Source organism: Kribbella lupini (genome assembly GCF_039529595.1).
In the GTDB taxonomy this organism is placed as follows: domain Bacteria; phylum Actinomycetota; class Actinomycetes; order Propionibacteriales; family Kribbellaceae; genus Kribbella; species Kribbella lupini.
In genome coordinates this window covers 307407-330728 of sequence record NZ_BAAANC010000002.1, presented here as the reverse complement: position 1 = coordinate 330728, position 23322 = coordinate 307407, and the positions used below count along the sequence as shown (strand labels likewise).

Sequence of the window (23322 nt, the reverse complement as noted above, 5' to 3'; positions counted from 1 at the left end):
CATGCAGGCAGAGCGGGCTGGGGTGATCACGCCGGACGGCGTGCGGTTGCACGTGGAGACGGCGGGCTCGCCGGACGCCCCGGTGACAGTGGTGCTCGCGCACGGCTGGACGTGTTCGACGCGGAGCTGGCATCACCAGTTCGCGGGGTTGCCCGGCGTACTGGGGGCTGACGGGGTTCGGGTTGTTGCCTACGACCACCGAGGGCACGGTCGGTCGGACGCGGCGCCGGTCGGTACGACGCGGATCGAGCAACTCGCGGACGACCTGGTCACGGTGCTGGACGAGGTCGCGCCGTCGGGACCTGTGGTGTACGCCGGGCACTCGATGGGCGGGATGACGTTGATGGCGCTGGCGGACCAGCGGCCGGAGCTGTTCGGGTCGCGGATCGTGGGCGCGGCGCTGGTCAGTACGTCGTCCGGTCAGATGACGTCGCGGGCGTTCGGGCTGCCGGCGCGGCTCGACGGCGCGGCCGCGGTGGTGGCGCCGCGGGCGATGAACCTGGCGGGCGCGCGGATGGAGAAGCGGCGCAAGCCGGTCGTCGTACAGGCCGAGCAGGAGGCTGCGAGGGCGTGGCGGCAGGTGGCCTCGACCCGCTTGCGGCGGCCCGCGCTGAGGCAGCTGGTGTTCGGCAAGAAGGTCGACCCCGCCGAGGTCGACGTCCTGCTGGCCGACCTGGAGACCCTGCCCGGCCGGTCGTTCAGCGGCTTCTTCGAGGCGATCACCCAGCACGACCTCGGCCACGCGCTCGCCGTACTGGACGACATCCCTGTCGAGGTCATGCACGGCACCCGCGACCGCCTGCTGCCTCCCCGCCACGCGAACCGGATCGCCCAGCTGATCCCGTCGTCGCGGCTGTGGATGTACCCGGGCGCCGGCCACATGCTGATGCAGGAACGGCCGCGCGACGTGACCCACCGCCTGGCGTCCCTGGCCCGCAAAGCGGTCGCCTGAACTTCTCGTCGTCCGGATGTCGATCCGCCCGCCGGCCGCCCGACGCAGTGGTGAAAGGGAAACCACTGCGAAGGAGACAAGATCATGGCCAAGCTCACCGCGGAACTGTTCGTCACGCTCGACGGCGTCGTGTCCTCGCCGGACCGTTGGCACGGCCCGTTCTGGTGCGAGGAGATGGGGGCGGAGACCGAGGCGCTGCTGGCGGCGTCCGAGGTGATGGTGCTCGGGCGGAACACGTACGACGAGCACGTCGGCTACTGGCCGACTGCCGACGGCACGATGGCCGACCTGATGAACGGGATCGCCAAGCGGGTCGTCACCAGCAGCGACGAGGCGCTGGGGTGGGCGAACTCGGCACGCATCGCGGTCGACGACGTCCGGCGGTTGCGGGAAAAGTCCGACGTCGTGATCACGGGGAGCGTCGCCTTGGTGAAGACCCTGCTGGCCGATGGGCTGGTCGACGCACTGCACCTGATCGTCGACCCGATCACGGTCGGCGAGGGGACCCGGTGGTTCGACGGCGTCCAGCCGACCGAGTGGAAGGCCGCCGCGACCACGCCGTACCCGACCGGCGCGATCGGCGTCACCTACGTGAAGGCTTAGAGCGCGCGCATGCGGTTGTTGCGGGGGTTGTGCTCCAGCTCGGCCAGGCCGAGAGCCTCGAGGACGGGTGGGACGTAGTTGCCGAAGCGGCCGCGGTAACCCTTGCGGAGGCCGTACCAGCCGCCGACGGGGTTGTCCTCGGCGCGGGCCCAGGCCTCTACGGTGCCGGGGGCGGCCGGTTTCTGCTCGTCGGCGTTGCCGAGTGGCATCCAGTCGGCGTGCTCGGTGAGCATCGCGTGGAGGTCCTCGATGCAGCGCAGGTGGTAGCTGAGCTTCGTCGTACCGACCTGGCAGACCAGCGCCGGTGGTTCGGCTGTTTCGTCGCGGTAGACCTCGAACTGGCTCTTGCCGGGTGGCGTGGTCAGGATCCAGGGATCGTCCGTCGTACCGGTGCCTGTGAAGTTCGCCATGGTGATGCCCCCTCTTCTGCCGACGGTACGCCCCTAGGGTGGACGGGTGCAGAACCTTCTTTCGGACGTCGTGGTCGTGGATCTGACCCGGGCGCTGGCCGGGCCGCATGCCGCGATGATGCTGGGGGATCTCGGGGCGCGGGTGATCAAGGTCGAGACCCCGGCCGGCGGGGACGACAGCCGGGGGTGGGGGCCGCCGTTCGTGGGTGACCAGTCGACGTACTTCCTGTCGGCCAACCGCAACAAGGAATCGGTGACGGCCGATCTCAAGTCGGCCGAGGGCAAGGAGTTCCTGACTCGCCTGGTCGGCAAGGCCGACGTCCTGATCGAGAACTTCCGGCCGGGGGTGCTCGACCGGCTCGGGTTCTCGGTCGAGCGGCTGCACGAGCTCAACCCGGGCCTGGTGATCCTCTCGATCACCGGCTTCGGGCACGACGGGCCCGAGGGAGGGCGCGCCGGGTACGACCAGATCGCGCAGGGCGAGGGCGGGCTGATGAGCATCACCGGCGCGACCGAACCGACCAAGACCGGGATGCCGATCGCCGACCTGCTGGCCGGCATGTACGGCGCGTACGGCGCCCTCGCGGCGCTGCACGAACGCTCGATCACCGGGCGGGGACGGGTGGTTCGGACGTCGCTGCTCGCGTCGGTCGTCGGCGTGCACGCGTTCCACGGGACGAAGTGGACCGTCGCGGGGCAGCTGCCCGAGCGGGTCGGGAACCACCACGCGCAGATCGCGCCGTACGGGATGTACCGGACGCGGGACGACAGCATCCAGGTCGCGGTCGGCAGCGAGGGGCAGTGGCGCACGTTCGCGCCGATCGTCGGGCTCGACCCGGACGACGTGCGCTTCGCGGCGAACCCTGACCGGGTGGCGCACCGGGACGTGCTGACCGCGGCGATCGAGGCCGCGTTTGCCGCCGAGCCGGCCGATGTGTGGTTGCAGCGGCTGGCGGACGCGGGGATCCCGGCGGGCAAGGTGCGCGACTTCCAGCAGGTCTACGAGTGGGAGCAGACGCTGTCCCAGGGGCTGCTGATCGACGTCGAGCACCCGGAACTCGGGACGATCCAGCTGCCCGGGCCGCCGCTGCGCTTCGACGACAACGCGTACGCCGGTGCGCGGGAGACCAACCTGCCGCCGCCGCGGCTCGGCGAGCACAACGACGCCGTACGGGCTTGGCTGGACGAGGACTGAACCCCCGACCAGGACCGTCGCGGCAGCCGCTGTCCGCGCGCGCAGCCGCTGTCCGCGGACGGCCCGCGCGGCCGCTGTCCGCGCCTGGGCCCGGCGCGGGCTCGGCCCCGGAGCCGACGCCCACCACTGATCAACCACCCGGCAGCAGCCCTTCGCACGGCGTGTCACGGCGTGTCGCGCTGAGCTGGCGCGGTTGGACGGTGGTGCGCGTCGACCTTTCGACCTGGCTCGAACAGGTGTCGTCGAGGCACGCCCGCTCCTAGGGTCGGAAGACGCCGTCGGATATCGATTCCCGTCCCGGACGAGGCCAGGGGTTGACGGGCTGGCGAGCACAGGCATAGCGTCCGGGAAATCGATTACTCACCCGATCGCGGAGGTGTCATGGCCGAGTCCGCCCTGGTCCGGATGTCGGGGATCGGCAAGCGGTACGGCGGGGTGCAGGCGTGCCACGAGGTCGAGTTCAGCCTGGGCTCCGGCGAGGTGCACGCGTTGCTCGGCGAGAACGGGGCCGGCAAGTCCACGCTGATGAAGATCCTGTCCGGTGACGTCACCGACTACGACGGGCGGATCGAGATCGCCGGCGAGACCGTGCACTTCGGCGGACCGACCGACGCGCAGGCGGCGGGGATCGCGATGATCCACCAGGAGCTCGACCTGGTGCCCGCGCTGTCGGTCGCCGACAACATCTTCCTCGGCCGCGAGCTGCGGACGCCGTACCGGACCGTCGACCGCCGCAGGATGGACCGTGAGGCTCGGGCGCTGCTGGAGCGCAGCGGCGTGAACCTCGACCCGCGCCGCCCGGTCGGCGAGCTGCGCGTCGGCGAGCAGCAGCTCGTCACGATCGCGAAGGCGATCTCGCTCGACGCCCGCGTGCTGATCATGGACGAGCCGACCTCCGCGCTGACGACGTCCGAGGTCGAGCGGCTGTTCGCGGTGATCCGCGAGCTGCGCCGCTCGGGCGTCGGCATCGTCTACATCAGCCATCGGATGGAGGAGATCGCCCAGGTCGCCGACCGCGCGACCGTGCTGCGCAACGGGCAGATCGTCACCACCTTCGACCCGCGCAAGCTCACCACTGCCGAGGTTGTCGAGGCGATGGTCGGCCGTCCGGTGCAGACCATGTTCAGTACGCCGGACGCCCCGACCGGCGACGAGCTGCTGCGCGTCGAGGACCTGGTCCTGAAGCCCCGGCGCCCGCGCCCCGGCCGGCGTGATCCCGAGGGCATCTCGCTGACCGTCCGCTCCGGCGAGATCGTCGGCCTGTGCGGCCTGCTCGGCGCCGGCCGCACCGAGCTGCTCGAGACCCTGTACGGCGTAGCGCCCGGCGGGACGCGAACCGGCCGGATCGTCCTGCAGGGCAAGGAGATCCGGCCGCGCAGCCCACGGCACGCGCTGGCGCAGGGCATCGGGCTGGTCCCCGAGGACCGGCGCGCGTCCGGGCTGGTGCTGTTCCACTCGATCCTGGCGAACACCGTGGTGTCCAGCCTTCCGGCGTACGGGCGGCTCGGCGTGATCGCGCGCCGGATGGAACGGCTCGCGTCGGTGAGGATGGCCGACCGGCTGCGGCTCAAGTTCGGGCGGCTGCAGGACGACGTCGGCACCCTGTCCGGCGGCAACCAGCAGAAGGTTGTCTTCGGCAAGATGTTGCTGACCGAGCCCAAGCTGCTGCTGCTCGACGAGCCGACCCGCGGCGTCGACATCGGGGCGAAAGCCGAGATCTACCGCCTGCTGGGCGAACTGGCCGGGCAGGGCCTCGGGGTGCTGCTGGCGTCGTCGGAGCTGCCCGAGCTGATCGGCGTCTGCGACCGCGTCGTCGTACTGCGGGACGGACGCGACGTCGCGTCGTTCAGGACATCCGACTCCGGCGAGAGTGATCTGCTCGCCGCCGCCATGGGAGAGAGCGCCGTGTTCGAAGAGGTGCGCAAGTGACCGCCGTGCAGGACAAGCCCGCGACGCCGGTCGAGCGGGCGTCCGGAGGAGTGGCCGCGACGCTGTTCCGGTTCCAGAGCGTGTTCGGGCTGCTCGCGGTGTTCGTGGCCGCGATCATCTTCTCGCCCCGGCGCGACGGCGAGATCCTGTTCCTCAGCGCGGACAACCTGGCCAACGTGGTCCGCGCGGTCTCCGAGATCGGCATCATCGCGGTCGGGATGACGTTCGTGATCCTGATCGGCGGCATCGACCTGTCCGTCGGCGCCGTGCTCGGGCTGGCCGCGGTCGGGTCGGCGGTGCTGATGGTCGAGAGCGACTGGGGATTCCTGCCCTCGATCGTCGTCGTGCTGGCGATCGGCCTGGTCTTCGGCGCGCTGCAGGGGATGGCGACCGCGATGATCGGGATCCAGTCGTTCATCGTGACGCTCGCCGGGCTGCAGATAGCCCGGGGTCTGGCCAGGATCTGGTCCGACGGGCAGGGCGTCGCGATCGCGTACGGCGACGGGCCGAACGAGGCGCCGTCGAGCTTCGCGCTGCTCGGTGAGCGCACGTTCGGCGGGCTGGTCCCGATCCCGGTGCTGATCTTCGCGGTCGTCGCGATCGCCGCCGTCGTGTTCCTGCGGATCAGCGCGTTCTCCCGGCACCTGTACGCCGTCGGCGGCAACGAGAAGGCCGCGCGGCTGTCCGGCGTACCGGTGATCCGGGTCAAGATCGCGGTCTTCGCGATCTGCGGGCTGCTCGCCTCGCTGGCCGGGGTGGTGCACGCGGTCCAGCTCAACCAGGGCAGCCCGAACGACGGCATCGGCTACGAGCTCGACGCGATCGCCGCGGTGGTGATCGGCGGCACCAGCCTGGCCGGCGGGCGCGGCTCGGTGGCCGGGACGGTGGCCGGCGCGCTGCTGCTCGGCGTACTGAACAACGTGCTGGCCCTGAACAACATCGACTCCAACATCCAGCTGCTGATCAAGGGCCTGGTGATCGTCGCGGCGGCCGCGCTGCAACGGCTCCGGCCCGCCTCGTGAGGAAGGTCCACCCCTGATGAAGATCCACAAGTTGTCCCTGGCCGTCGCGGCCGTCACCGCTCTGGTCCTGGCCGGGTGCGGTACGACCAGCGAACGGACCTCCGACGAACCGCAGGCGCAGAGCTCCAAGGAGTGCAAAGGGGCCGACGGCAAGTACGTGATCGGGATGAGCCAGGCCAACGTGGCCGAGCCGTACCGGCAGCGGATGGACGACGACATCAAGGCGGCGGCCGCCGAGGTGCCGCAGTTCGAGGTGAAGTTCGCCGACGCCGCGCAGGACAACGCCAAGCAGGTCGCCGACGTCGAGAACTACATCACCCAGCAGATCGACCTGCTGATCATCAGCCCGAACGAGGCCAAGCCGCTGACCGCGGTGGTGAAGAAGGCCTACGACAAGGGCATCCCGGTGCTGGTGCTGGACCGCAAGGTCGAGGGCGACGCCTACACCGGCTTCATCGGCGGCGACAACGTGCAGATCGGCACCGAGGCCGGCAAGTACGTCGCCGAGAAGGTGCTGCCGAACGGCGGGTCGGTGGTCGAGCTCAAGGGCCTGGCCGGCGCGACGCCGCAGGCCGAGCGGCACGACGGCTTCGCGGCCGGCATCAAGGCCAACCCGAAGATCAAGGTGATCGGGAGTGCCTCCGGCGACTGGCTGCGGGAGAAGGGCCAGGCGCAGATGGACGCCCTGCTCAAGGCGCACCCGAAGATCGACGTGGTCTACGCGCACAACGACCCGATGGCCGAGGGTGCGTACCTGGCCGCGAAGGCGGTCGGCCGGGAGAAGGAGATGAAGTTCATCGGCATCGACGCGCTGCCGATCCCGTCCGGTGGGATCAAGGCTGTCGAGCAGGGCCGGCTGACCGCGACCTTCACGTACCCGACCAACGGCAAGGAAGCGATCGCCGCGGCGAAGAAGATCCTGGTGGACTGCGGAACGGTCGAGAAGTCCCAGGTGCTGCCGACGCGGCTGATCGACAAGGCCAACGCGGCGCAGATCTACGCGCAGGAGAACCCGAACGGCTGACGTGGTGCTGCTCCCACCGCTCAGCCGCGGTGGGAGCTGCCGCGTTCGATCAGGCGGGCGCCGAGGGTGGTGGTGGTCGGCGGGCGGGTGCCGTCGGTGATCCTTGCCAGCAGCAACCGGGCGGCCACGGTGCCGATCTCGTACGCCGGTTGCGCGACCACCGAGAGCGGGGGATCGACCAGCGCGGCCCACGGCGCGTCGTCGAAGGCAACGATCCCGACGTCCTGGCCGGGCCGGATGCCTTTCTCCTGAAGGGCTTGGAGCACGCCGACCGCCATGGCCGAGTTCGCCACCAGCAACGCATCCGGCGGCTCCTCCTGGCTGAGCACTTCCTGGGCCGCCTTGTGCGCGCCGGCGGCCTTGTACTCGGTACGCCGTACGAGCTTGGTGGAGCTCCGCCGCTTCGCCGCCTTGAGCGCGTCGCGGTAGCCGGCGAGCCGGTCGTCCGCCGTACGGACTCCTGCTGGGCCGGTGATGCAGCCGATGCGTTGATAGCCCTGGGCTATCAAGTGCTCGGTCGCCTGCCGTGCGGCCAGGCGCGTGTCGACCAGTACGACGTCGCTGTCCTGCTGCGGCAACGGCCGGTCGACCGCGACGAACGCCGTCCCGCGGGCGGCGAGCTTCTCCACCGACGACGTCGTACCGGTCGGCGACAAGATGACACCGGCAACCCTTTCCTGGATCGCGATGTCGATGTAGCGGTTCTCCTTGGTCGCGCTCTCGTCGGAGTTGCACAGCACAACGGAGTAGCCGACCTCGTGCGCGACGTCCTCGACTCCGCGGGCGATCGCGGTGAAGAACGGGTTCTCCACGTCGGAGATGATCAGCGCGACCACCGCGGCCTCCTGCCGGCGCAGGTTCCGCGCCGGGCCGTTGGGCTGGTAGCCGAGCTGGACCGCGGCCGTGCGCACCCGGGCGACCAGGTCCGGATCGACCGTCGCCTTGCCGTTCAGGGCCCGCGAGACGGTCGCCGTCGAGACGCCCGCGAGCGCGGCGACGTCGCTGATCGTGGCCATGGCTTCTCCCTCCGCTGGCGGAAGCCTAGCCGCCGAGTAAAGGATTACCCAGCGGCTTGGTCGGTGAGTGGCCGTGGACGCAACGTACGGAACCTCCAGCCGTTGCGGCGGTCGTGAGAAGATCGCGGGCGTGACTGCCTTGCCGAGCGTTTCCTACTCCATCACCGTCCGGCTCGAGGTGCCCGCGGGCGGCTCGACGGTGAGCAAACTGACGACCGCGGTCGAGCAGGCCGGCGGCCTGGTGACCGCGCTCGACGTGACCGCCTCGGGCCACGAACGGCTGCGGATCGACGTGACCTGCGCCGCCGCCGACACCGCGCACGCCGGCCGCCTGGTGGAGGCGATGCGCGCGGTGCCGGGCGTCGAGATCGGCCGGGTCTCCGACCGGACGTTCCTGATGCACCTCGGGGGCAAGATCTCGATGGAGGCCAAGCACCCGATCCGCAACCGTGACGACCTCTCGATGATCTACACCCCGGGCGTCGCACGCGTCTGCCTGGCGATCGCCGAGAACCCCGAGGACGCGCGCCGGCTGACCATCAAGCGCAACAGCGTCGCCGTCGTCACCGACGGGTCCGCCGTACTGGGCCTGGGCAACATCGGCCCGAAGGCCGCGCTGCCGGTGATGGAGGGCAAGGCCGCGCTGTTCAAGCGGTTCGCCGGGATCGACGCCTGGCCGCTGTGCCTGGACACCCAGGACCCCGACGAGATCGTCACGATCGTCAAGGCGATCGCGCCGGGCTTCGCCGGGATCAACCTGGAGGACATCTCCGCGCCGCGCTGCTTCGAGATCGAGGCCCGGCTGCGCGAGGAGCTGGACATCCCGGTCTTCCACGACGACCAGCACGGGACGGCGATCGTCGTGGTCGCCGCGCTCTACAACGCGCTGCGCGTGGTCGGCAAGGACATCAGCGAGGTCCGCATCGTGCTGTCCGGAGCGGGTGCGGCCGGTACGGCGATCCTCAAGCTGCTGATCGCGGCCGGGGTCAAGGACACCTGCGTGGCCGACATCGGTGGAGTCATCCACAGCGGGCGCGACGGGCTGTCGCCGGAGCTGCGCTGGATCGCGGAGAACACCAACGCCGCGCAGCTCAGCGGTGACCTCAAGAGCGCGGTGGCCGGGGCCGACGTGTTCATCGGGGTGTCCGCGCCGAACATCCTGAACGGCGACGACATCGCCACGATGAACGACGACTCGATCGTGTTCGCGCTGGCCAACCCCGACCCCGAGGTCGACCCGGCCGCTGCCGGCGAGCACGCCGCGGTCGTCGCCACCGGGCGCAGCGACTTCCCGAACCAGATCAACAACGTGCTGGTCTTCCCCGGCGTCTTCCGCGGTCTGCTCGACGCGCAGTCGTCGAAGGTGTCGCTCGAGATGGAGCTGGCCGCCGCGAAGGCGCTGGCCGGCGTCGTCACCGACGACGAGCTGAACGCCAGCTACATCGTGCCCAGCGTGTTCCACCCGGAGGTGCACACGATGGTCGCGCACGCCGTACGGGACGCCGCCGGGGGCAAGGCGCCGGCGGCCGAGGTGTTCCCGGACGACGCGCCGTCGCTGTCGCTGTAGTGCCGGACTCGGCGACCCGCGTCCGTGGGGTGGGCACTCGACTGTGGGCCTGGCGGGCCGGCTTCGTGCTGGCCTGCCTGGTCCAGCTGTACGGGCTGTACTCGCCGCACCAGGCTGGGCCGGACACGAGCAGCATTCCGTACTCCGACAAGGTGGCGCACTTCGCGATCTTCGTGGCGGTCGCCTACCTCGGCCTGCGGGTCGGCGTACCGGCGCGGTGGTTGCTGGCGGCGCTGGTCGTGCAGGCGATCGGCAGCGAGTTCGTCCAGCACTACCTGCTGCCGGACCGCAGCGGCGATCCGTTCGACTCGCTCGCGGACCTGCTCGGCACCGCGACCGGCGCGTGGCTCGGGTTTCGCGCAGTACAAAAGTCCCGCGGCACGACATGATGGGGTCATGACGGCCTCGACCCTGACCGGATCGTTGCTCGTGGCGACCCCGTTGCTCGACGAGCCGCCCTTCCGGCGTTCGGTCATCCTGCTGCTGGACCACGACGAGGACGGTGCTCTCGGCGTGGTGGTCAACCGGGCCGCCGACCTCGAGGTCGACCAGGTGCTGCCCGACTGGTCGGACACGGTCAACGAGCCCGGCGTGCTGTTCATGGGCGGCCCGGTCGGCACCGACAGCGCCCTCGCGGTGGCCGAGGTGATCGAGTCCGCCGACCCACCTGGCTGGCGCGAGTGCTTCGGCCGGATCGGGCTGATCGACCTCGATGTCCCGCCGGCGCTGCTCGAGGGCGCGATCCAGCGGATGCGGATCTTCGCCGGGTACGCCGGCTGGTCCGGCGGCCAGCTCGAGGGCGAGATCACCGAGGGCGCCTGGTACGTCGTACCGTCGGAGCCGGACGACGTCTTCAGCCTGCGGCCCGAGGGCCTGTGGCGGCGTGTGCTACGCCGCCAGAAGGACCAGATGGCCTACCTGGCGACATACCCGGACGACCCGACGCAGAACTGACCGGGCCGCGCCGGCCCCGCGCGGGACCGGCTGGTCGTCGTGGCGGCTACTCGTCCTTGTCGCCGTCGTCGTCACCGGGGTTGAGGGACTCCCAGATCTCCTTGCACTCCGGGCAGACCGGGAACTTCTGCGGGTCCCGGCTCGGCACCCAGACCTTGCCGCACAGCGCGACCACCGGCGTGCCCATCACCATCGCCTCGGTCAGCTTGTCCTTCGGCACGTAGTGCGAGAACCGCTCGTGGTCACCGTTGTCCAGCGACGGCTGCGTGCGCTCGTCGACAACGGTCTCGGCACCCGGGCTCAACTGAGTACTCATGGCACCGAGTGTAGGCGGATCGCCCCAGCGGCCGCCGCAACCGATCCACAACGAACTGCCCTGTGGACAACCGCCGGAGCCGGGGCAGATCGCGGCATGTTCTTGGTGTGACCAACTCAAGGAGGCAGCATGACACTCGTGGAACCCATCGAGACCCAGCCCGAGCCCGAATTCACCATGCCCTGGGCACCGTTCCGCCCGTTGACCAGAGCCGATCTGTACCGAGTGCCGAATGACGGCCATCGGTACGAACTCATCGACGGAGTCCTCGTCATGACGCCGGCGCCTTCACTTCGGCACCAGTTGGCGGTCGGCCGCCTGTTTCACCGCCTGATGCAGAACTGCCCGAACGATCTGTACGTTCTGTCGGCGCCCTTCGACGTCGCACTGTCGGAGGACACCCTTGTGCAGCCCGACATCCTCGTCGCCCCACGGGAGGACTTCACCGAGCGCGACCTGCCCACGGCGCCGCTGCTCGCCGTCGAGGTGCTCTCGCCGAGCACCCGCCGGATCGACACCATGCTCAAGTTCTCCCGGTACGAAGCAGCCGGTTGCCCGTCCTACTGGGTGGTCGATCCCGACACGCCGACCCTGATCGTCTGGGAGATGCAGGACGGGGCATATGCGCAGGTCGCGAAGGTCTCCGGCGACGAGATCGCGCGCCTGACCAGCCCGTACGACGTCGAGGTGGTGCCCGCCGATCTGATTGTCTGAGCGTTCTCGGGTAACGTTCCTGCACGGCCGACAGTCGAGTATCGGGGGAGTATGCCGTCCGTGGATTCGCACGTGCCAGCACCACCAGCCGTGCTTCCTCCGGCCTACCCGGACCGCGCAGCCTGGGGCACCGCCAACAAGCTGCGCGCCTGGCAGGCGGAAGCGCTCCAGCTCTACATGGACAAGCAGCCGAAGGACTTCCTGGCGGTCGCGACGCCGGGCGCGGGCAAGACGACGTTCGCGCTGACCGTCGCCGCCGAGCTGCTGCACCGGCGGGTGATCGACCGGGTCACCGTGGTGACGCCGACCGAGCACCTGAAGATCCAGTGGGCCGAGGCGGCCGACCGGGCCGGGATCGCGATCGACCCGGCGTTCGCCGGCGGCAAGGGACGGACCAACAAGGACTTCCAGGGCGTCGCGGTGACGTACGCCGGGGTCGCGGTGAACCCGCTGGCCTTCCGCGTCCGGACCGAGCGGTTCCGCACGCTGGTCATCCTCGACGAGGTGCACCACGGCGGTGACGCGCTCAGCTGGGGCGACGGGGTCAAGGAAGCGTTCGAGCCGGCCACCCGGCGGCTCGCCCTGACCGGTACGCCGTTCCGCAGCGACGACAACCCGATCCCGTTCGTCACGTACGAGTACGGGCACGACGGCGCGGCCCGGAGCAAGGCCGACTACACCTACGGGTACGGGCACGCCCTGCGCGACCACGTGGTCCGCCCGGTGATCTTCATGTCGTACTCCGGTGAGATGCGCTGGCGGACGAAGGCCGGCGACGAGGTCGCGGCGCGCCTCGGCGAGCCGCTGACCAAGGACCTGACCGCGCAGGCGCTGCGGACCGCGCTCGACCCGACCGGCGAGTGGATGCCCGCCGTACTGGCGGCCGCGGACAAGCGGCTGACCGAGGTCCGGCGGCACATGCCGGACGCGGGCGGCCTGGTGATCTCGGGTGACCAGAACACCGCTCGGGCCTATGCCAAGGTCCTGCGCGAGCTGACCGGCGAGGCGCCGACCGTCGTGCTGTCCGACGAGAAGGCGGCGAGCAAGAAGATCGCGAAGTTCTCCGGCGACGAGTCGCGGTGGATGGTCGCGGTCCGGATGGTCAGCGAAGGCGTCGACGTCCCGCGCCTGGCCGTCGGGGTCTACGCGACGCCGACCTCCACTCCGTTGTTCTTCGCCCAGGCCGTCGGGCGTTTCGTCCGTGCCCGCAAGCGCGGCGAGACCGCGTCGGTGTTCGTCCCGTCGGTCACCCGCTTGCTCGGCTTCGCCGCCGAGATGGAGGTCGAGCGCGACCACGTCCTCGGTCGCAAGAACAGCAACGAGGACGGCGACATCTTCGCCCTCGAGGACGACCTGATCAAGCAGGCCAACCAGGCCGAGGGCGCCAGCGACGACCTCGACGCCAAGTTCGAGGCGCTCGGCTCCGACGCCAGCTTCGACCGCGTCGTCTTCGACGGCGGCGACTACGGCACCGGTGGCGACCTCGCCTCCGACGAGGAGATGGACTTCCTCGGCCTCCCCGGCCTGCTGGAACCCGACCAGGTCCGCGAGCTCCTGAAGAAGCGCCAGGACAAGTCGATAGCCCAGCAAAAACGCTCCCAACGAGGAGTGAGCTCCGCATCCGCGGACCCCACCCCCACCGAACTGGCCACCCACGAACAGGTAGCCCTCCTCCGCCGAGAACTCAACGGCCTGGTAGCCGCCTGGCACCACCGCACCGGCCAGCCCCACGGCGTCATCCACAACGACCTCCGCCGCAAACTAGGCGGCCCAGCGGCCGCCCACGCCTCCTCCACCCAACTGAAGGAGCGCATAGAACTAATCCGAGACTGGGCCACCCAACGCCGAGCCTGAGCCCGTCCCACAGCCGGTCAGCAAGCAGGCGACCCCCAGCCCCAGCCCCAGCCGGTCAGCCGACCAGCAACCTCAGCCACAACCGCCCCCCACCGAAGCCAAAGGTGAGCACCTCACCCACCGGCCCCAAGGTGACGCCTGCTGACTTCTTGCCCAAACAGACCACTGCAGACGGCAGACCGGCGGAGGTAGGCAAGAAGTTCACAGGTGGCACCTACCCGCACCCAAAAGCCGAACCGGCAGCCGGCGCCGCGAGGCCCGACCCACGCGAGCATGCCCACCGAGCGCCAACCACAGCGCGGTCAGCCAACCAGCAACCTCAGCCCCAGCCGGTCAGCCGACCACCAGTTCGCACCCACCAACGAGTGCTCACGACCCACCACGGAACGACGGCCGAGCAACGAGCGACTGGGTCCCAATGACCTCCAGCAACCGAAGCGCCTGATCGGAATCCGAGCCAGTCTCAGCGGTGTAGAGGATCACCCGCTGATCGCGCTCAGGAATGACGAGCACCTCGCACACAACCTCGATGCGGCCGACCACAGGATGGTGGAGCGTCTGGCACATCGTCTGCTGAGTACCGACCTCATGCAGCGCCCAGATCCGAGCGAACTCCTCGCTCCCCGCACACAGATCCGCGACGAGCGTCCTGATCGACGTGTCGTCCGGGTACTTGCTGGTCGCCGCCCGCAACTCCGCGGCAGCCTCGCGGGCGAACTCCGCGGTCTGCTCGCCACCGAACAGTTCGCTCTGGTCGGTCCCACTGAGGAACCGCAGGCGGAGCAGGTTGCGATCGCGGACCGGAAGCGCGGAGAAGTCGGTGATGAGCGCGGCCGCGAGCGGGTTCCACGCCAGTACGTCGTACTTGGCATCGAGGACCAGACCAGCGACGTCGAGGCGAGCGAGCATACGCAGCACGCCGGGCCGCACGTCGACGGGCGGCCCTGGCGGCGGACCCGGCTGTTCGCCGGCCAGCCGAAAGAGGTGGTCGCGCTCCGCGGTAGAGAGCTGGAGCGCCCGAGCGAGCCCGGCCAGGACAGGCCGGGACGGCCGCGGCCCGCGGGCCTGCTCGAGCCGGGTGTAGTAGTCGGTCGACATGGTCGCGAGCGAAGCGACCTCCTCGCGCCGCAGCCCCGGCGTACGGCGGCGGAGTCCCGCGGGCAGTCCGACGTCCTCCGGGCGAAGCCGTTCACGCCGGATCCGGAGGAAGTCTGCTAGCTGGGCCCTGTCCACCCGTCCAGAATCTCAGGACGCCGAACAACCAGCCAGGGACGCCCGGTCCCTGGCTGGACGCGGGCTGGGGAGGACCGGGCGTCCCTGGATCGACGGACTCTGCCGGGGGCGGCGAAAGCGGCTGAGGGTTGGGGCATGACTCAGCAGAAGGTTGTGCTTGTGACGGGAGCTACCAAGGGGATCGGGCGGGAGATCGCTCGGCAGTTCGGGGAGCTCGGGTGGATCGTGGTGGTTGGCGGGAGGGATCTCGGGCGGGCCGAGGCGGTGGTGAAGGAACTGGCTGCGGACGGGGTTGAAGCGGCGGCGGTGCGGGTTGAGGTGAACGACGCGCAGACCAGCAAGGAAGCCGCTGGGTGGATCGAGCAGACGTACGGGCGGCTCGACGTACTGGTGAACAACGCGGCGATCATTCCGGACGGGGACGGGCCGGTGAGTGAGGTGCCGGTGGAAGCGCTGCGGGCGGGGTTCGAGACGAACGTGCTGGGGCTGGTGGCGACTACGCAGGCGATGTTGCCGTTGCTTCGGCGGGCTGAGCGGGCGCGGGTCGTGAATCTGTCGACTGAGCTGTCGTCGCTGACGCGCGTTGGTGATCCGGAGTCGCGGATGTCCAGCGTGCTCACGACCGGGTACAACGCGTCCAAGGCGGCGGTGAACATGGTGACCGTCATGCTCGCCAACGAGCTCAGGGCCGACGGCATCCTGGTCAATGCCGCCGACCCCGGCAACTGCGCGACCGACATGGGGGGCTGGGACGCGCCGAGGACGCCGGCCCAGGGGGCGGCGGTCGCCGTACGGCTGGCCACGCTGCCGGCCGACGGTCCGACCGGACAGCTCCACGCCGAGGAGGGCCGCCTGCCCTGGTGATCAGTCGAAGTCGAAGATCGAGTTCTTGTCGTAGAAGTGCAGCACGTACCGGCAGTTCTGGCAGACCAGCAGCGTCATCCGGTGGGACGTGAAGCCCCAGCGGGAGTCGCTGCGGGCCTCCTCCTGCTGGAACTGGGGGCAACGGCACAGCGGGCAGGTCAGCGAAGGGGCTTGCGGCTGGTTCGTCATACGGGAGTAGACGCAGCCGCACGGCGTCCGGTGCCCACGAGTTGGAGGTCCTGGTAAGGGACGTCACCTCGTGACATAGGTTACCTACGTGCCGCGCCTGCTGACCGATGTCCGACCGCTCAAGGAGTCACCGGAGTTCCGGCGGCTTTGGATCGGATCGACGGTTTCGCAGCTCGGCCAGCAGATGACCGCGGTGACCGTCTCGATCCAGGTCTACGCGCTGACCGAGTCGACGTTCGCGGTCGGGCTGGTGGGGTTGTTCGCGCTGGTGCCGCTGATCGTCTTCGGCCTGTACGGCGGTGCGATGGCGGACGCGATCGACCGGCGCACGCTCGCGCTGGTGAGCTCGGCCGGGCTCTGGCTGCTCTCGATGGTGCTGGTCGTGCAATCGGTGCTCGACTGGGAACAGGTCTGGGTCCTGTACGCCGTGGTCGCCGTCCAGTCGGCCTGCTTCGCGGTGAACAACCCGGCGCGGTCGGCGATCATCCCGCGGCTGATCCGGCCCGAGCTGCTGCCGGCGGCCAACACGTTGAGCCAGGCGGCGTTCAACCTCGGGTTCACCGCGGGGCCGCTGCTCGGGGCGTCGGTGATCGCGTGGCACGGGTTCGCGGCGGCGTACCTGGTCGACGTCATCACGTTCACGGCCGCGCTCTACGCGTTGTTCCGGCTGCCGCCGGTGCCGCCGACCGGTGAAGTCCGGCGGGCCGGGATCCGGTCGGTGCTCGAAGGGTTCACGTTCCTGCGGGCGGCGCCCGCGCTGCTGGCGACGTTCCTGGCCGACATCCTCGCGATGGTGTTCGCGCAGCCGCGGGCGCTGTTCCCGGCGGTCGCGGGCGCGTTCTTCGGCGGCGGCGTGAAGACCGTCGGCCTGCTGCAGGCGGCGCCGGCGATCGGGGCGCTGCTCGGCGTGCTGTTCTCCGGCTGGGTGAGCCGGGTCCGTCGGCAGGGCATCGCGATCGTGGTCGCGATCACGGCGTACGCGGCGGCGGTCGGGCTGTTCGGGTTCGCGCGGACGATCTGGCTCGGCGTGGCCCTGCTGGCGATGTCCGGGATGGCCGACATGGTCAGTTCGGCGTACCGGAACACCGTCCTGCAGTCGGCGGCGCCGGACGCGATGCGCGGACGCCTGCAGGGAGTGTTCATCGTGGTCGTCGCGGGCGGGCCGCGGCTCGGCGACTTTGTGGCCGGTACGACGGCCGACCTGACCACCCCGACGATCGCGCTCGCCGGCGGCGCCTGTGCGTGCATCGTCGGCCTGCTGATCCTGCTCGCCCGCAACCGCCCGTTCCGCGAGTACGACGCCGAGGTCCGCGCCCTGCGCTGAGGCCGGTCAGCCTCCGGTGACGAGCTTCTTCAGCACCGTCGGCCAGGAGTCCAGGTCGGGGTTGATCTGCTGGAGCTCCTTGCCGCCGACGGTGACCAGCTTGCGGTCGCCGATCGGTTTCTTCAGCTTGATCGGGGTCAGCGAGATCTGGTCGTCGACCGGGCACGGCTGTTCCATGTCGATCACCGCGGTGATCTTGTCCTCGCCCTCGTCGACCTTCAGGTCGAGCGAGCAGTCGGCGCCGACGCCGATCAGCAGGTCGCCGTCGTCGTACGACGGCCGGTTCTGGACCCACTTCACGTACTTCGGCTTCTTGTCACCCATCAGCTGGTACATCAGGACCGGCTGCTGCTTGTCCTCGAAGACCTCGCCGGAGCCGTCGCCGATGAACGAGCCGTAGATCATGTTCACGCACGGGTCGTCGGTGGTGCGCTCCTGGTTGCCGACCGGGTCGCGAGGGACCGCGCCCCAGGCGATCGCGGCCTGGTAGCAGCCGTTCGCCTCCCGGTTGAGCGAGACGTTGAACCCGACCAGCGCGAGCGCGACCACGACGAGCAGTCCGGCGAGCATCCGGCGGGACCGGATCCGCTTCGGGGTCATCCGCCGGCCGGCCGGATCGGCGTCCTCGGGGTGCTGCTGGAACAGCCCGAGCACGGTGGTCGTCCACTGCGGATTGATCAGCGTCGGTACGGCGTACAGCAGGATCAGGACGACCGCGACGGCGATGGCCGGGAGGAGTGACCAGTAATTTCGCACGGCAGCAAGATACGGCGCCATCGGTCCGCGCCCGAAAAGCGGATACGCTTCGGCTGTGCCGGCAGAGACGTCCCAGACGCTCGATCGGGGACTGACCGTCCTCGAGCTGCTGGCGGACGCCCCGGACGGCCTGTCGATCACCGAGCTGGCGGCGTCGCTGGGGGTCAGCCGGACGGTGGTCTACCGCCTGGTCAACACGCTGGAGCTGCACCGCCTGGTACGCCGGGACAGCGAGGGCCGGGCCCGCCTCGGACTCGCGGTGCTGCACTACAGCCGCCGCGTCCAGCCGACGCTGCGTGACGCCGCACTCCCGGTCCTGCGATCGCTCGCCGAGGACACCGGCGCCACCGCGCACCTGACCGTCGCCGACGGTGAGGAGGCGCTCGCGATCGCGGTGATCGAGCCGAGCTGGACCGACTTCCACGTGTCGTACCGGATGGGCTCGCGGCACGCGCTCGACCAGGGCGCGGCGGGCAAGGCGATCCTGGCGGGCCGGCGGAAGCCGGATCCGGCGGGACGTCCGTTCGTCATCACCGCGGGTGAACTGCAAGCCGGCGCGCAGGGCGTGTCGAGCCCGGTGCTGGGTGTGCCGGGTGTCGAGGCGAGCATCGGCGTGGTCGTGCTCGGCAAGTTGGACCGCGACTTCGTCGGCCCGCGGGTGGCCCGGGCCGCAGTAGAAGTAGCCAAGCGCCTCGCCTGAACTCCATGGAGCGTTCGGCGAGGTCACGAGCCGGCCTACTTGGAGGTCGCCGCCCGCAGCAGCGGCAGGACCCGGTGGGGGATCTGCTCGGCCAGCGCGATCACCGTCGACGCGCGCTGGATGCCCTGGACGATGACGACCTGGTCGATCACGCGCTGCAGGTCGGCGTTCGAGCGGGCGACGATGCGGCACCAGAGGTCCTCGGCGCCGGTGATCGTGTGGACCTCGAGCACTTCCGGAATGGCAGCCAAAGCAGCCGCGACCGTCGTATGACCCGAGCCCTGCTCGATCTGCAGGGTGGCGAAGGCGGTGACGGGGTAGCCGATGGCGGCGGTGTCGACGTCGGGGCCCCAGCCGCGGACGACGCCGTCGCGCTGGAGGCGGTCGAGGCGGGCCTGCACCGTGCCCCGCGCGACGCCGAGGCGGCGGGACGCCTCGAGGACGCCGACCCGCGGCTCGGCGGCGAACAGATCAAGGATCCGGGCGTCCAGGGCGTCGACCGTCATGCCAGCCTCCAAGCAGTGGTCAGGGTGACCAAATAGCCCAACAGTAACCTGAGAATACTGCACAAGCTGACCAGTCAAAACGAGAACTGTTGCGCAACCTGTCCGCCACCAGCGAGGCTCCCAGGCAAGCTAGCCACCGACCGGGAGGACCCGCGATGACCAGCACCGACCTCACCCCCGCCGAGCTCGACGCCGAGCTGGATCTGGACCAGCTCAAGCAGCTCGTCGGCCTCGTCCCGTACGACGAGAGCAGCGACCCGTTCCCGGTGACCGCGATGGACGCCGTCGTCTTCGTGGTGGGCAACGCGACCCAGACCGCGAAGTACTACCAGCTCGCCTTCGGGATGGACCTGGTCGCGTACTCCGGCCCCGAGCACGGCAACAAGGACCACAAGGCGTTCGTGCTGAAGGCCGGCTCCGGCCGTTTCGTGATCACCGGCGGTGTCACGCCGGACAGCCCGCTGAACGACCACCACCGCAAGCACGGCGACGGCGTCTCCGACATCGCGCTCGAGGTGCCGGACGTCGACAAGTGCATCAAGCACGCCCGCGAGCAGGGTGCGACCGTGCTCGAGGAGCCGCACGACGTCTCCGACGAGCACGGCACGGTCCGCCGCGCGGCGATCGCGGCGTACGGCGACACGCGGCACACGCTGATCGACCGCAGCCGGTACGACGGCCCGTACCTGCCCGGCTTCGTCGCCGCCGAGACCCAGGTGCAGCGGCCCGAGGGCCACCCGAAGCGCCTGTTCCAGGCCATCGACCACGTGGTCGGCAACGTCGAGCTCGGCCTGATGGACGAGTGGGTGACGTTCTACAACAAGGTGATGGGCTTCGTGAACATGGCGGAGTTCATCGGTGACGACATCGCCACCGACTACTCGGCGCTGATGTCCAAGGTGGTGGCCAACGGCAACCACCGGGTCAAGTTCCCGCTGAACGAGCCGGCGATCGCGAAGAAGAAGTCGCAGATCGACGAGTTCCTGGAGTTCTACGACGGCGCCGGCGCGCAGCACATCGCCCTGGCCACCAACGACATCCTGCGCACCGTCGACATCATGCGGGCCAACGGCGTCGAGTTCCTGGCCACGCCGGACTCCTACTACGAGGACCCGGAGCTGCGGGAGCGGATCGGGCACGTGCGGGTCCCGATCGAGGAGCTGCAGTCGCGCAAGATCCTGGTCGACCGCGACGAGGACGGCTACCTGCTGCAGATCTTCATGAAGCCGCTCGGCGACCGGCCGACGGTGTTCTACGAGCTGATCGAGCGGCACGGCTCGCTCGGCTTCGGCAAGGGCAACTTCAAGGCGCTGTTCGAGGCGATCGAGCGCGAGCAGGAGCGCCGCGGCAACCTCTGAGCCGACACGCTGGGTACCGCCCCTGATACCGACCGTTCAACGTCCGATTACCGGATTGACTGTCAGGTCAGGGGCGGTTCGCGTACGCTGCCCAGTGGACGGGCGTCGGGGCGCACGTCCAGGAAGGGTTTCCGATGAAGACACTGGGCATTCTGCTCAGCACCGCGGGCCTGGCCGGAGCGGGCACGATCGCTCTGGCCTTACCAGCTCAGGCCGTCGAAGAGGCCAGCTGCCCGGGTGCGAAACCGATCTCGTCAGCGCAGATCTTCCGCGACAACAAGCCGCCCGGCTGGGGCGACGTGAAGCTGATGCGGGACAGTTGCTCGCAGTACTGGGCCGAGGTCGTGATGGACGCGAAGCTGCCGTCGTACGCGATGACGAGTGCGTACCTGGTGCAGACCGGCGGGTCCAACAACGGCCGGATGCTGTCCTGCGACAGCAGCGGCGGCACCGGCGCGGTGGTGGCCGGGCAGCGCACCTGCCGGACTCCGAAGGTGAAGTCGCGCGACACCAGTACGACGTTCACGGCGGTCGCCCGGGAGTTCCGCAACTTCGGCAGCGGCTGGGACAAGATCTCCGAGAACCGGACCGCCCGCACCCGCTGACCGCGAGCGCACGACACATCCGCGAGACGACAAGCTGCCACGGCACCGAGTGCCTACTAGGCTCGAAGCCATGAGTGAGGTTGTCGAGCGGTTGCGTCAGGTCCTGCCTCCGGAAGCACTGGTCACCGATCCGGACCGGATGGAGAGCTACCGGTACGACCGGGCGATGTTCTGCCCGGCCGGGATGCCGGCCGCCGTCGTACTGGCCCGGGAGACCGCGCACGTCCAGGCCGCGATGCGGGTCGCGGCCGAGTTCGGCGTGCCTGTGGTTCCGCAGGGTGCGCGGTCCGGCCTGTCCGGCGCCGCGAACGCGCTGGACGGCTGCCTGGTCGTCTCGCTGGAGAAGATGGACAAGATCCTCGCGATCGAGCCCGTCGACCGGTACGTCGTGACGCAGCCCGGCGTGTTCAACGCCGTGCTGTCGCGCGCGGTCGCCGAGCAGGGCCTGTTCTACCCGCCGGACCCGTCCAGCTGGGAGTTCTGCTCGATCGGCGGCAACCTGTCGACCAACTCCGGCGGGCTGTGCTGCGTGAAGTACGGCGTGACCACGGACTACGTGCTCGCGCTCGAGGTCGTGCTCGCCAACGGCGAGATCCTGCGCACCGGCCGCAGGACGGTCAAGGGCGTGGCGGGCTACGACCTGACCAAGCTGATCGTCGGCAGCGAGGGGACGCTCGGGATCATCACCGAGGCGACCCTGGCGCTGCGGCCGGAGACGGCCAAGCCACGGACGATGGCGGCGCTGTTCGGCTCCGGGGTGACGGCCGGTGAGGCGATCGTCGAGATCATCCGGTCCGGGGTCTCGCTGAGCCTGCTGGAGATCATGGACCGGACCACGATCCGCGCGGTCAACGCGTACAAGCGGATGGACCTGCCCGAGGACGCGGCGGCGATGCTGATCGCGCAGTCCGACGCTGGTGGTGCCGCGGGCGCGGCCGACATCGCGACCGTGGCGAAGCTGTGCCGCGAGTACGGCGCGATCGAGTGCATCGAGGCCGACGACGAGGCCGAAGGCGACCTGCTGCTGGAGGCCCGGCGGGCGGCGCTGCTCGCGCTCGACGAGCTCGGGACGACGATGATCGACGACGTCTGCGTCCCGCGGTCCCGCCTGGCCGACTTCATCGGCGCGACCGAGAAGGTCGCCGCCGATCTCGACATCACCGTCGGCGTGCTCGGCCACGCCGGCGACGGCAACATGCACCCGACCGTCGTGTTCGACGCGGCTGATCCCGAGCAGGCCCGGCGGGCGCAGCTCGCGTTCGACAAGATCATGGAGATCGGCCTGGAGCTGGGTGGAACGATCACCGGGGAGCACGGCGTCGGAGTGCTGAAGCGCGACTGGCTGGCCGAGGAGATCGGCCCGGTGGCGCTGTCGGTGCACCGCTCGATCAAGGCCGCGCTGGACCCGCAGAACGTGCTGAATCCGGGCAAGGTGGTCGTGAGCTGAGAGTTGTTCCACCTTTTGTGACTCAACCGCAACGGAACTGCCGAGGCCACTGGACGTTTGTGGCCGCCGGCTGTGACGTCGGGGCCGCACTATGGAAGGTAGTTGTCCGATCACTGGGACACGGGGGAAAGAACTGTTCGGTGAGGCACTTCAGGAGGCGACCCATGCGAGCTAGGCAGATGCTGCCGGCAGCGCTGGCCGCGGTCGCCCTGATGCTCTCGGCCGGGTGCGCGAACGGGAGCGGCCTGCGGGTCGAGGGCGCCGAGCCCGCGACCAGTACGTCGCCGGCGCCGGCCGCCACGCCGAGCACGAAGGGATTCGGCCAGCAGACACCGGACCCCCGCCGTACGGCTCCGGTCACGGTCAGCCTCGGCCAGGTCCGGCTGAAGCTGCTGGCCGACAAGAAGCTCGAACCCTTCTTCCGCAGCATCCTGGACACCTGCGTCGTGGTGGAGCGGTGCATGAGCCGCGGCCCCACGGTGAACGTCACGAAGTCGCAGTACCCCCAGCTCGTGGTCTACATCCAGTTGGACAGGAGCTTCACCTACGGTGCAGTCCTGATGGCCGCCGAGCCCACCGGTCCGCGCCGGATTTGGGGTCTGAGGGGAGACCAGGTCAAGATCAGTGCCAGCCGGAGCGGTCAGCTCGTCGTGGAGTCCGGAGTTTTCGGCACGAACGACAAACCGTGCTGCCCATCTGTAACTCGGCTGCAGGTCTACCGTTGGAATGGTCGGCAGATGTTGTTGGAGAGCTCGCAGGACCAAAAGGGAGACTGAACTTCAGT

The 23322-nt window shown here is 69.7% G+C and carries 25 protein-coding genes; 18 read left to right on the top strand and 7 right to left on the bottom strand.

Annotated features, from left to right (window positions below; all coding sequences use genetic code 11):
• Window position 1 precedes the first annotated feature (1 nt).
• Window positions 2-952, top strand: a complete 951-nt coding sequence (locus ABD235_RS14760; RefSeq protein WP_344174427.1) for an alpha/beta fold hydrolase — start codon at window positions 2-4, stop codon at window positions 950-952.
• Between the two features lie 84 nt (window positions 953-1036).
• Window positions 1037-1555 (top strand): dihydrofolate reductase family protein, encoded by a 519-nt coding sequence (locus ABD235_RS14755; protein ID WP_344174425.1) that lies wholly within the window; start codon window positions 1037-1039, stop codon window positions 1553-1555.
• Here the strand turns inward: ABD235_RS14755 and ABD235_RS14750 are convergent.
• The gene (locus ABD235_RS14750; protein ID WP_344174423.1) at window positions 1552-1965 is read right to left on the bottom strand and encodes a DUF6855 family protein; all 414 of its coding nucleotides are present in this window, start codon (window positions 1963-1965) and stop codon (window positions 1552-1554) included. The two genes, ABD235_RS14755 and ABD235_RS14750, sit on opposite strands and share 4 nt — an antisense overlap.
• A gap of 46 nt (window positions 1966-2011) precedes the next feature.
• Between ABD235_RS14750 and ABD235_RS14745 the strand changes: the two genes are divergently transcribed.
• The 4 genes from ABD235_RS14745 to ABD235_RS14730 all read left to right on the top strand — a co-directional run bounded on the left by ABD235_RS14745 (window position 2012) and on the right by ABD235_RS14730 (window position 7135).
• Window positions 2012-3160: a CaiB/BaiF CoA transferase family protein gene (locus tag ABD235_RS14745; protein ID WP_344174421.1), complete on the top strand. Its 1149-nt coding sequence runs from the start codon at window positions 2012-2014 to the stop codon at window positions 3158-3160.
• A 381-nt stretch (window positions 3161-3541) separates the two neighbouring features.
• Window positions 3542-5089 carry a sugar ABC transporter ATP-binding protein gene (locus tag ABD235_RS14740; RefSeq protein ID WP_344174419.1) on the top strand — a complete coding sequence of 516 codons (1548 nt, stop codon included), beginning with the start codon at window positions 3542-3544 and terminating at the stop codon, window positions 5087-5089.
• Entirely contained in the window at window positions 5086-6111 is a 1026-nt protein-coding gene (locus ABD235_RS14735; protein ID WP_344174417.1) for an ABC transporter permease, read from the top strand. The genes ABD235_RS14740 and ABD235_RS14735 overlap by 4 nt, the downstream gene beginning before the upstream one ends.
• Before the next feature lie 16 nt (window positions 6112-6127).
• A complete protein-coding gene (locus ABD235_RS14730; RefSeq protein ID WP_344174414.1) occupies window positions 6128-7135 on the top strand; it encodes a substrate-binding domain-containing protein in 1008 nt (335 codons plus the stop codon).
• A gap of 20 nt (window positions 7136-7155) precedes the next feature.
• Here the strand turns inward: ABD235_RS14730 and ABD235_RS14725 are convergent, their stop codons facing one another.
• Window positions 7156-8151: a LacI family DNA-binding transcriptional regulator gene (locus ABD235_RS14725; RefSeq protein WP_344174412.1), complete on the bottom strand. Its 996-nt coding sequence runs from the start codon at window positions 8149-8151 to the stop codon at window positions 7156-7158.
• 130 nt (window positions 8152-8281) lie between these two features.
• On the opposite strand from ABD235_RS14725, the gene ABD235_RS14720 reads away from it, so the two are divergent.
• The 3 genes from ABD235_RS14720 to ABD235_RS14710 are packed head-to-tail and all read left to right on the top strand — an operon-like array spanning window position 8282 to window position 10672.
• Window positions 8282-9718: an NAD-dependent malic enzyme gene (locus ABD235_RS14720; protein WP_344174410.1), complete on the top strand. Its 1437-nt coding sequence runs from the start codon at window positions 8282-8284 to the stop codon at window positions 9716-9718.
• Window positions 9719-9747: 29 nt separating this feature from the next.
• A complete protein-coding gene (locus ABD235_RS14715; RefSeq protein WP_344174407.1) occupies window positions 9748-10107 on the top strand; it encodes a VanZ family protein in 360 nt (119 codons plus the stop codon).
• Window positions 10108-10114: 7 nt separating this feature from the next.
• Window positions 10115-10672: a YqgE/AlgH family protein gene (locus ABD235_RS14710; protein WP_344174404.1), complete on the top strand. Its 558-nt coding sequence runs from the start codon at window positions 10115-10117 to the stop codon at window positions 10670-10672.
• 46 nt (window positions 10673-10718) lie between these two features.
• Here ABD235_RS14710 and ABD235_RS14705 read toward each other — a convergent pair whose 3' ends face one another.
• A complete protein-coding gene (locus ABD235_RS14705; protein ID WP_344174401.1) occupies window positions 10719-10988 on the bottom strand; it encodes a DUF3039 domain-containing protein in 270 nt (89 codons plus the stop codon).
• A gap of 129 nt (window positions 10989-11117) precedes the next feature.
• On the opposite strand from ABD235_RS14705, the gene ABD235_RS14700 reads away from it, so the two are divergent.
• Together ABD235_RS14700 and ABD235_RS14695 are read left to right on the top strand one after the other, a co-directional pair.
• Complete coding sequence (locus ABD235_RS14700) at window positions 11118-11702, top strand: Uma2 family endonuclease (protein ID WP_344174399.1); 585 nt, start codon at window positions 11118-11120, stop codon at window positions 11700-11702.
• Window positions 11703-11753: 51 nt separating this feature from the next.
• Window positions 11754-13556, top strand: a complete 1803-nt coding sequence (locus tag ABD235_RS14695; RefSeq protein WP_344174396.1) for a DEAD/DEAH box helicase — start codon at window positions 11754-11756, stop codon at window positions 13554-13556.
• A gap of 369 nt (window positions 13557-13925) precedes the next feature.
• On the opposite strand, the gene ABD235_RS14690 is transcribed toward ABD235_RS14695, so the two are convergent.
• On the bottom strand, window positions 13926-14789 hold the full coding sequence (locus tag ABD235_RS14690; protein WP_344174393.1) for a helix-turn-helix transcriptional regulator: 864 nt from the start codon (window positions 14787-14789) through the stop codon (window positions 13926-13928).
• Window positions 14790-14948: 159 nt separating this feature from the next.
• On the opposite strand from ABD235_RS14690, the gene ABD235_RS14685 reads away from it, so the two are divergent.
• The gene (locus ABD235_RS14685) at window positions 14949-15653 is read left to right on the top strand and encodes an SDR family NAD(P)-dependent oxidoreductase (protein ID WP_344174390.1); all 705 of its coding nucleotides are present in this window, start codon (window positions 14949-14951) and stop codon (window positions 15651-15653) included.
• On the opposite strand, the gene ABD235_RS14680 is transcribed toward ABD235_RS14685, so the two are convergent.
• On the bottom strand, window positions 15654-15842 hold the full coding sequence (locus ABD235_RS14680; RefSeq protein WP_344174388.1) for a hypothetical protein: 189 nt from the start codon (window positions 15840-15842) through the stop codon (window positions 15654-15656).
• Between the two features lie 88 nt (window positions 15843-15930).
• Between ABD235_RS14680 and ABD235_RS14675 the strand changes: the two genes are divergently transcribed.
• Window positions 15931-17166, top strand: a complete 1236-nt coding sequence (locus ABD235_RS14675) for an MFS transporter (RefSeq protein ID WP_344174384.1) — start codon at window positions 15931-15933, stop codon at window positions 17164-17166.
• Window positions 17167-17172: 6 nt separating this feature from the next.
• On the opposite strand, the gene ABD235_RS14670 is transcribed toward ABD235_RS14675, so the two are convergent.
• Window positions 17173-17922: a hypothetical protein gene (locus ABD235_RS14670; RefSeq protein ID WP_344174382.1), complete on the bottom strand. Its 750-nt coding sequence runs from the start codon at window positions 17920-17922 to the stop codon at window positions 17173-17175.
• 55 nt (window positions 17923-17977) lie between these two features.
• Here ABD235_RS14670 and ABD235_RS14665 point away from each other — a divergent pair, with 55 nt between their 5' ends.
• Window positions 17978-18622, top strand: coding sequence for an IclR family transcriptional regulator (locus ABD235_RS14665; RefSeq protein WP_133977902.1), 645 nt, complete (start codon window positions 17978-17980; stop codon window positions 18620-18622).
• A 35-nt stretch (window positions 18623-18657) separates the two neighbouring features.
• On the opposite strand, the gene ABD235_RS14660 is transcribed toward ABD235_RS14665, so the two are convergent.
• A complete protein-coding gene (locus tag ABD235_RS14660; protein ID WP_344174377.1) occupies window positions 18658-19128 on the bottom strand; it encodes an Lrp/AsnC family transcriptional regulator in 471 nt (156 codons plus the stop codon).
• Window positions 19129-19283: 155 nt separating this feature from the next.
• On the opposite strand from ABD235_RS14660, the gene hppD reads away from it, so the two are divergent.
• The 4 genes from hppD to ABD235_RS14640 all read left to right on the top strand — a co-directional run bounded on the left by hppD (window position 19284) and on the right by ABD235_RS14640 (window position 23314).
• Window positions 19284-20486: a 4-hydroxyphenylpyruvate dioxygenase gene (gene hppD, locus ABD235_RS14655; protein WP_344174375.1), complete on the top strand. Its 1203-nt coding sequence runs from the start codon at window positions 19284-19286 to the stop codon at window positions 20484-20486.
• A 134-nt stretch (window positions 20487-20620) separates the two neighbouring features.
• Window positions 20621-21091 carry a hypothetical protein gene (locus tag ABD235_RS14650; RefSeq protein ID WP_344174373.1) on the top strand — a complete coding sequence of 157 codons (471 nt, stop codon included), beginning with the start codon at window positions 20621-20623 and terminating at the stop codon, window positions 21089-21091.
• Between the two features lie 70 nt (window positions 21092-21161).
• Window positions 21162-22538, top strand: a complete 1377-nt coding sequence (locus ABD235_RS14645; protein WP_344174371.1) for an FAD-binding oxidoreductase — start codon at window positions 21162-21164, stop codon at window positions 22536-22538.
• A gap of 164 nt (window positions 22539-22702) precedes the next feature.
• Window positions 22703-23314, top strand: coding sequence for a hypothetical protein (locus ABD235_RS14640; protein ID WP_344174368.1), 612 nt, complete (start codon window positions 22703-22705; stop codon window positions 23312-23314).
• Window positions 23315-23322: the final 8 nt, after the last annotated feature.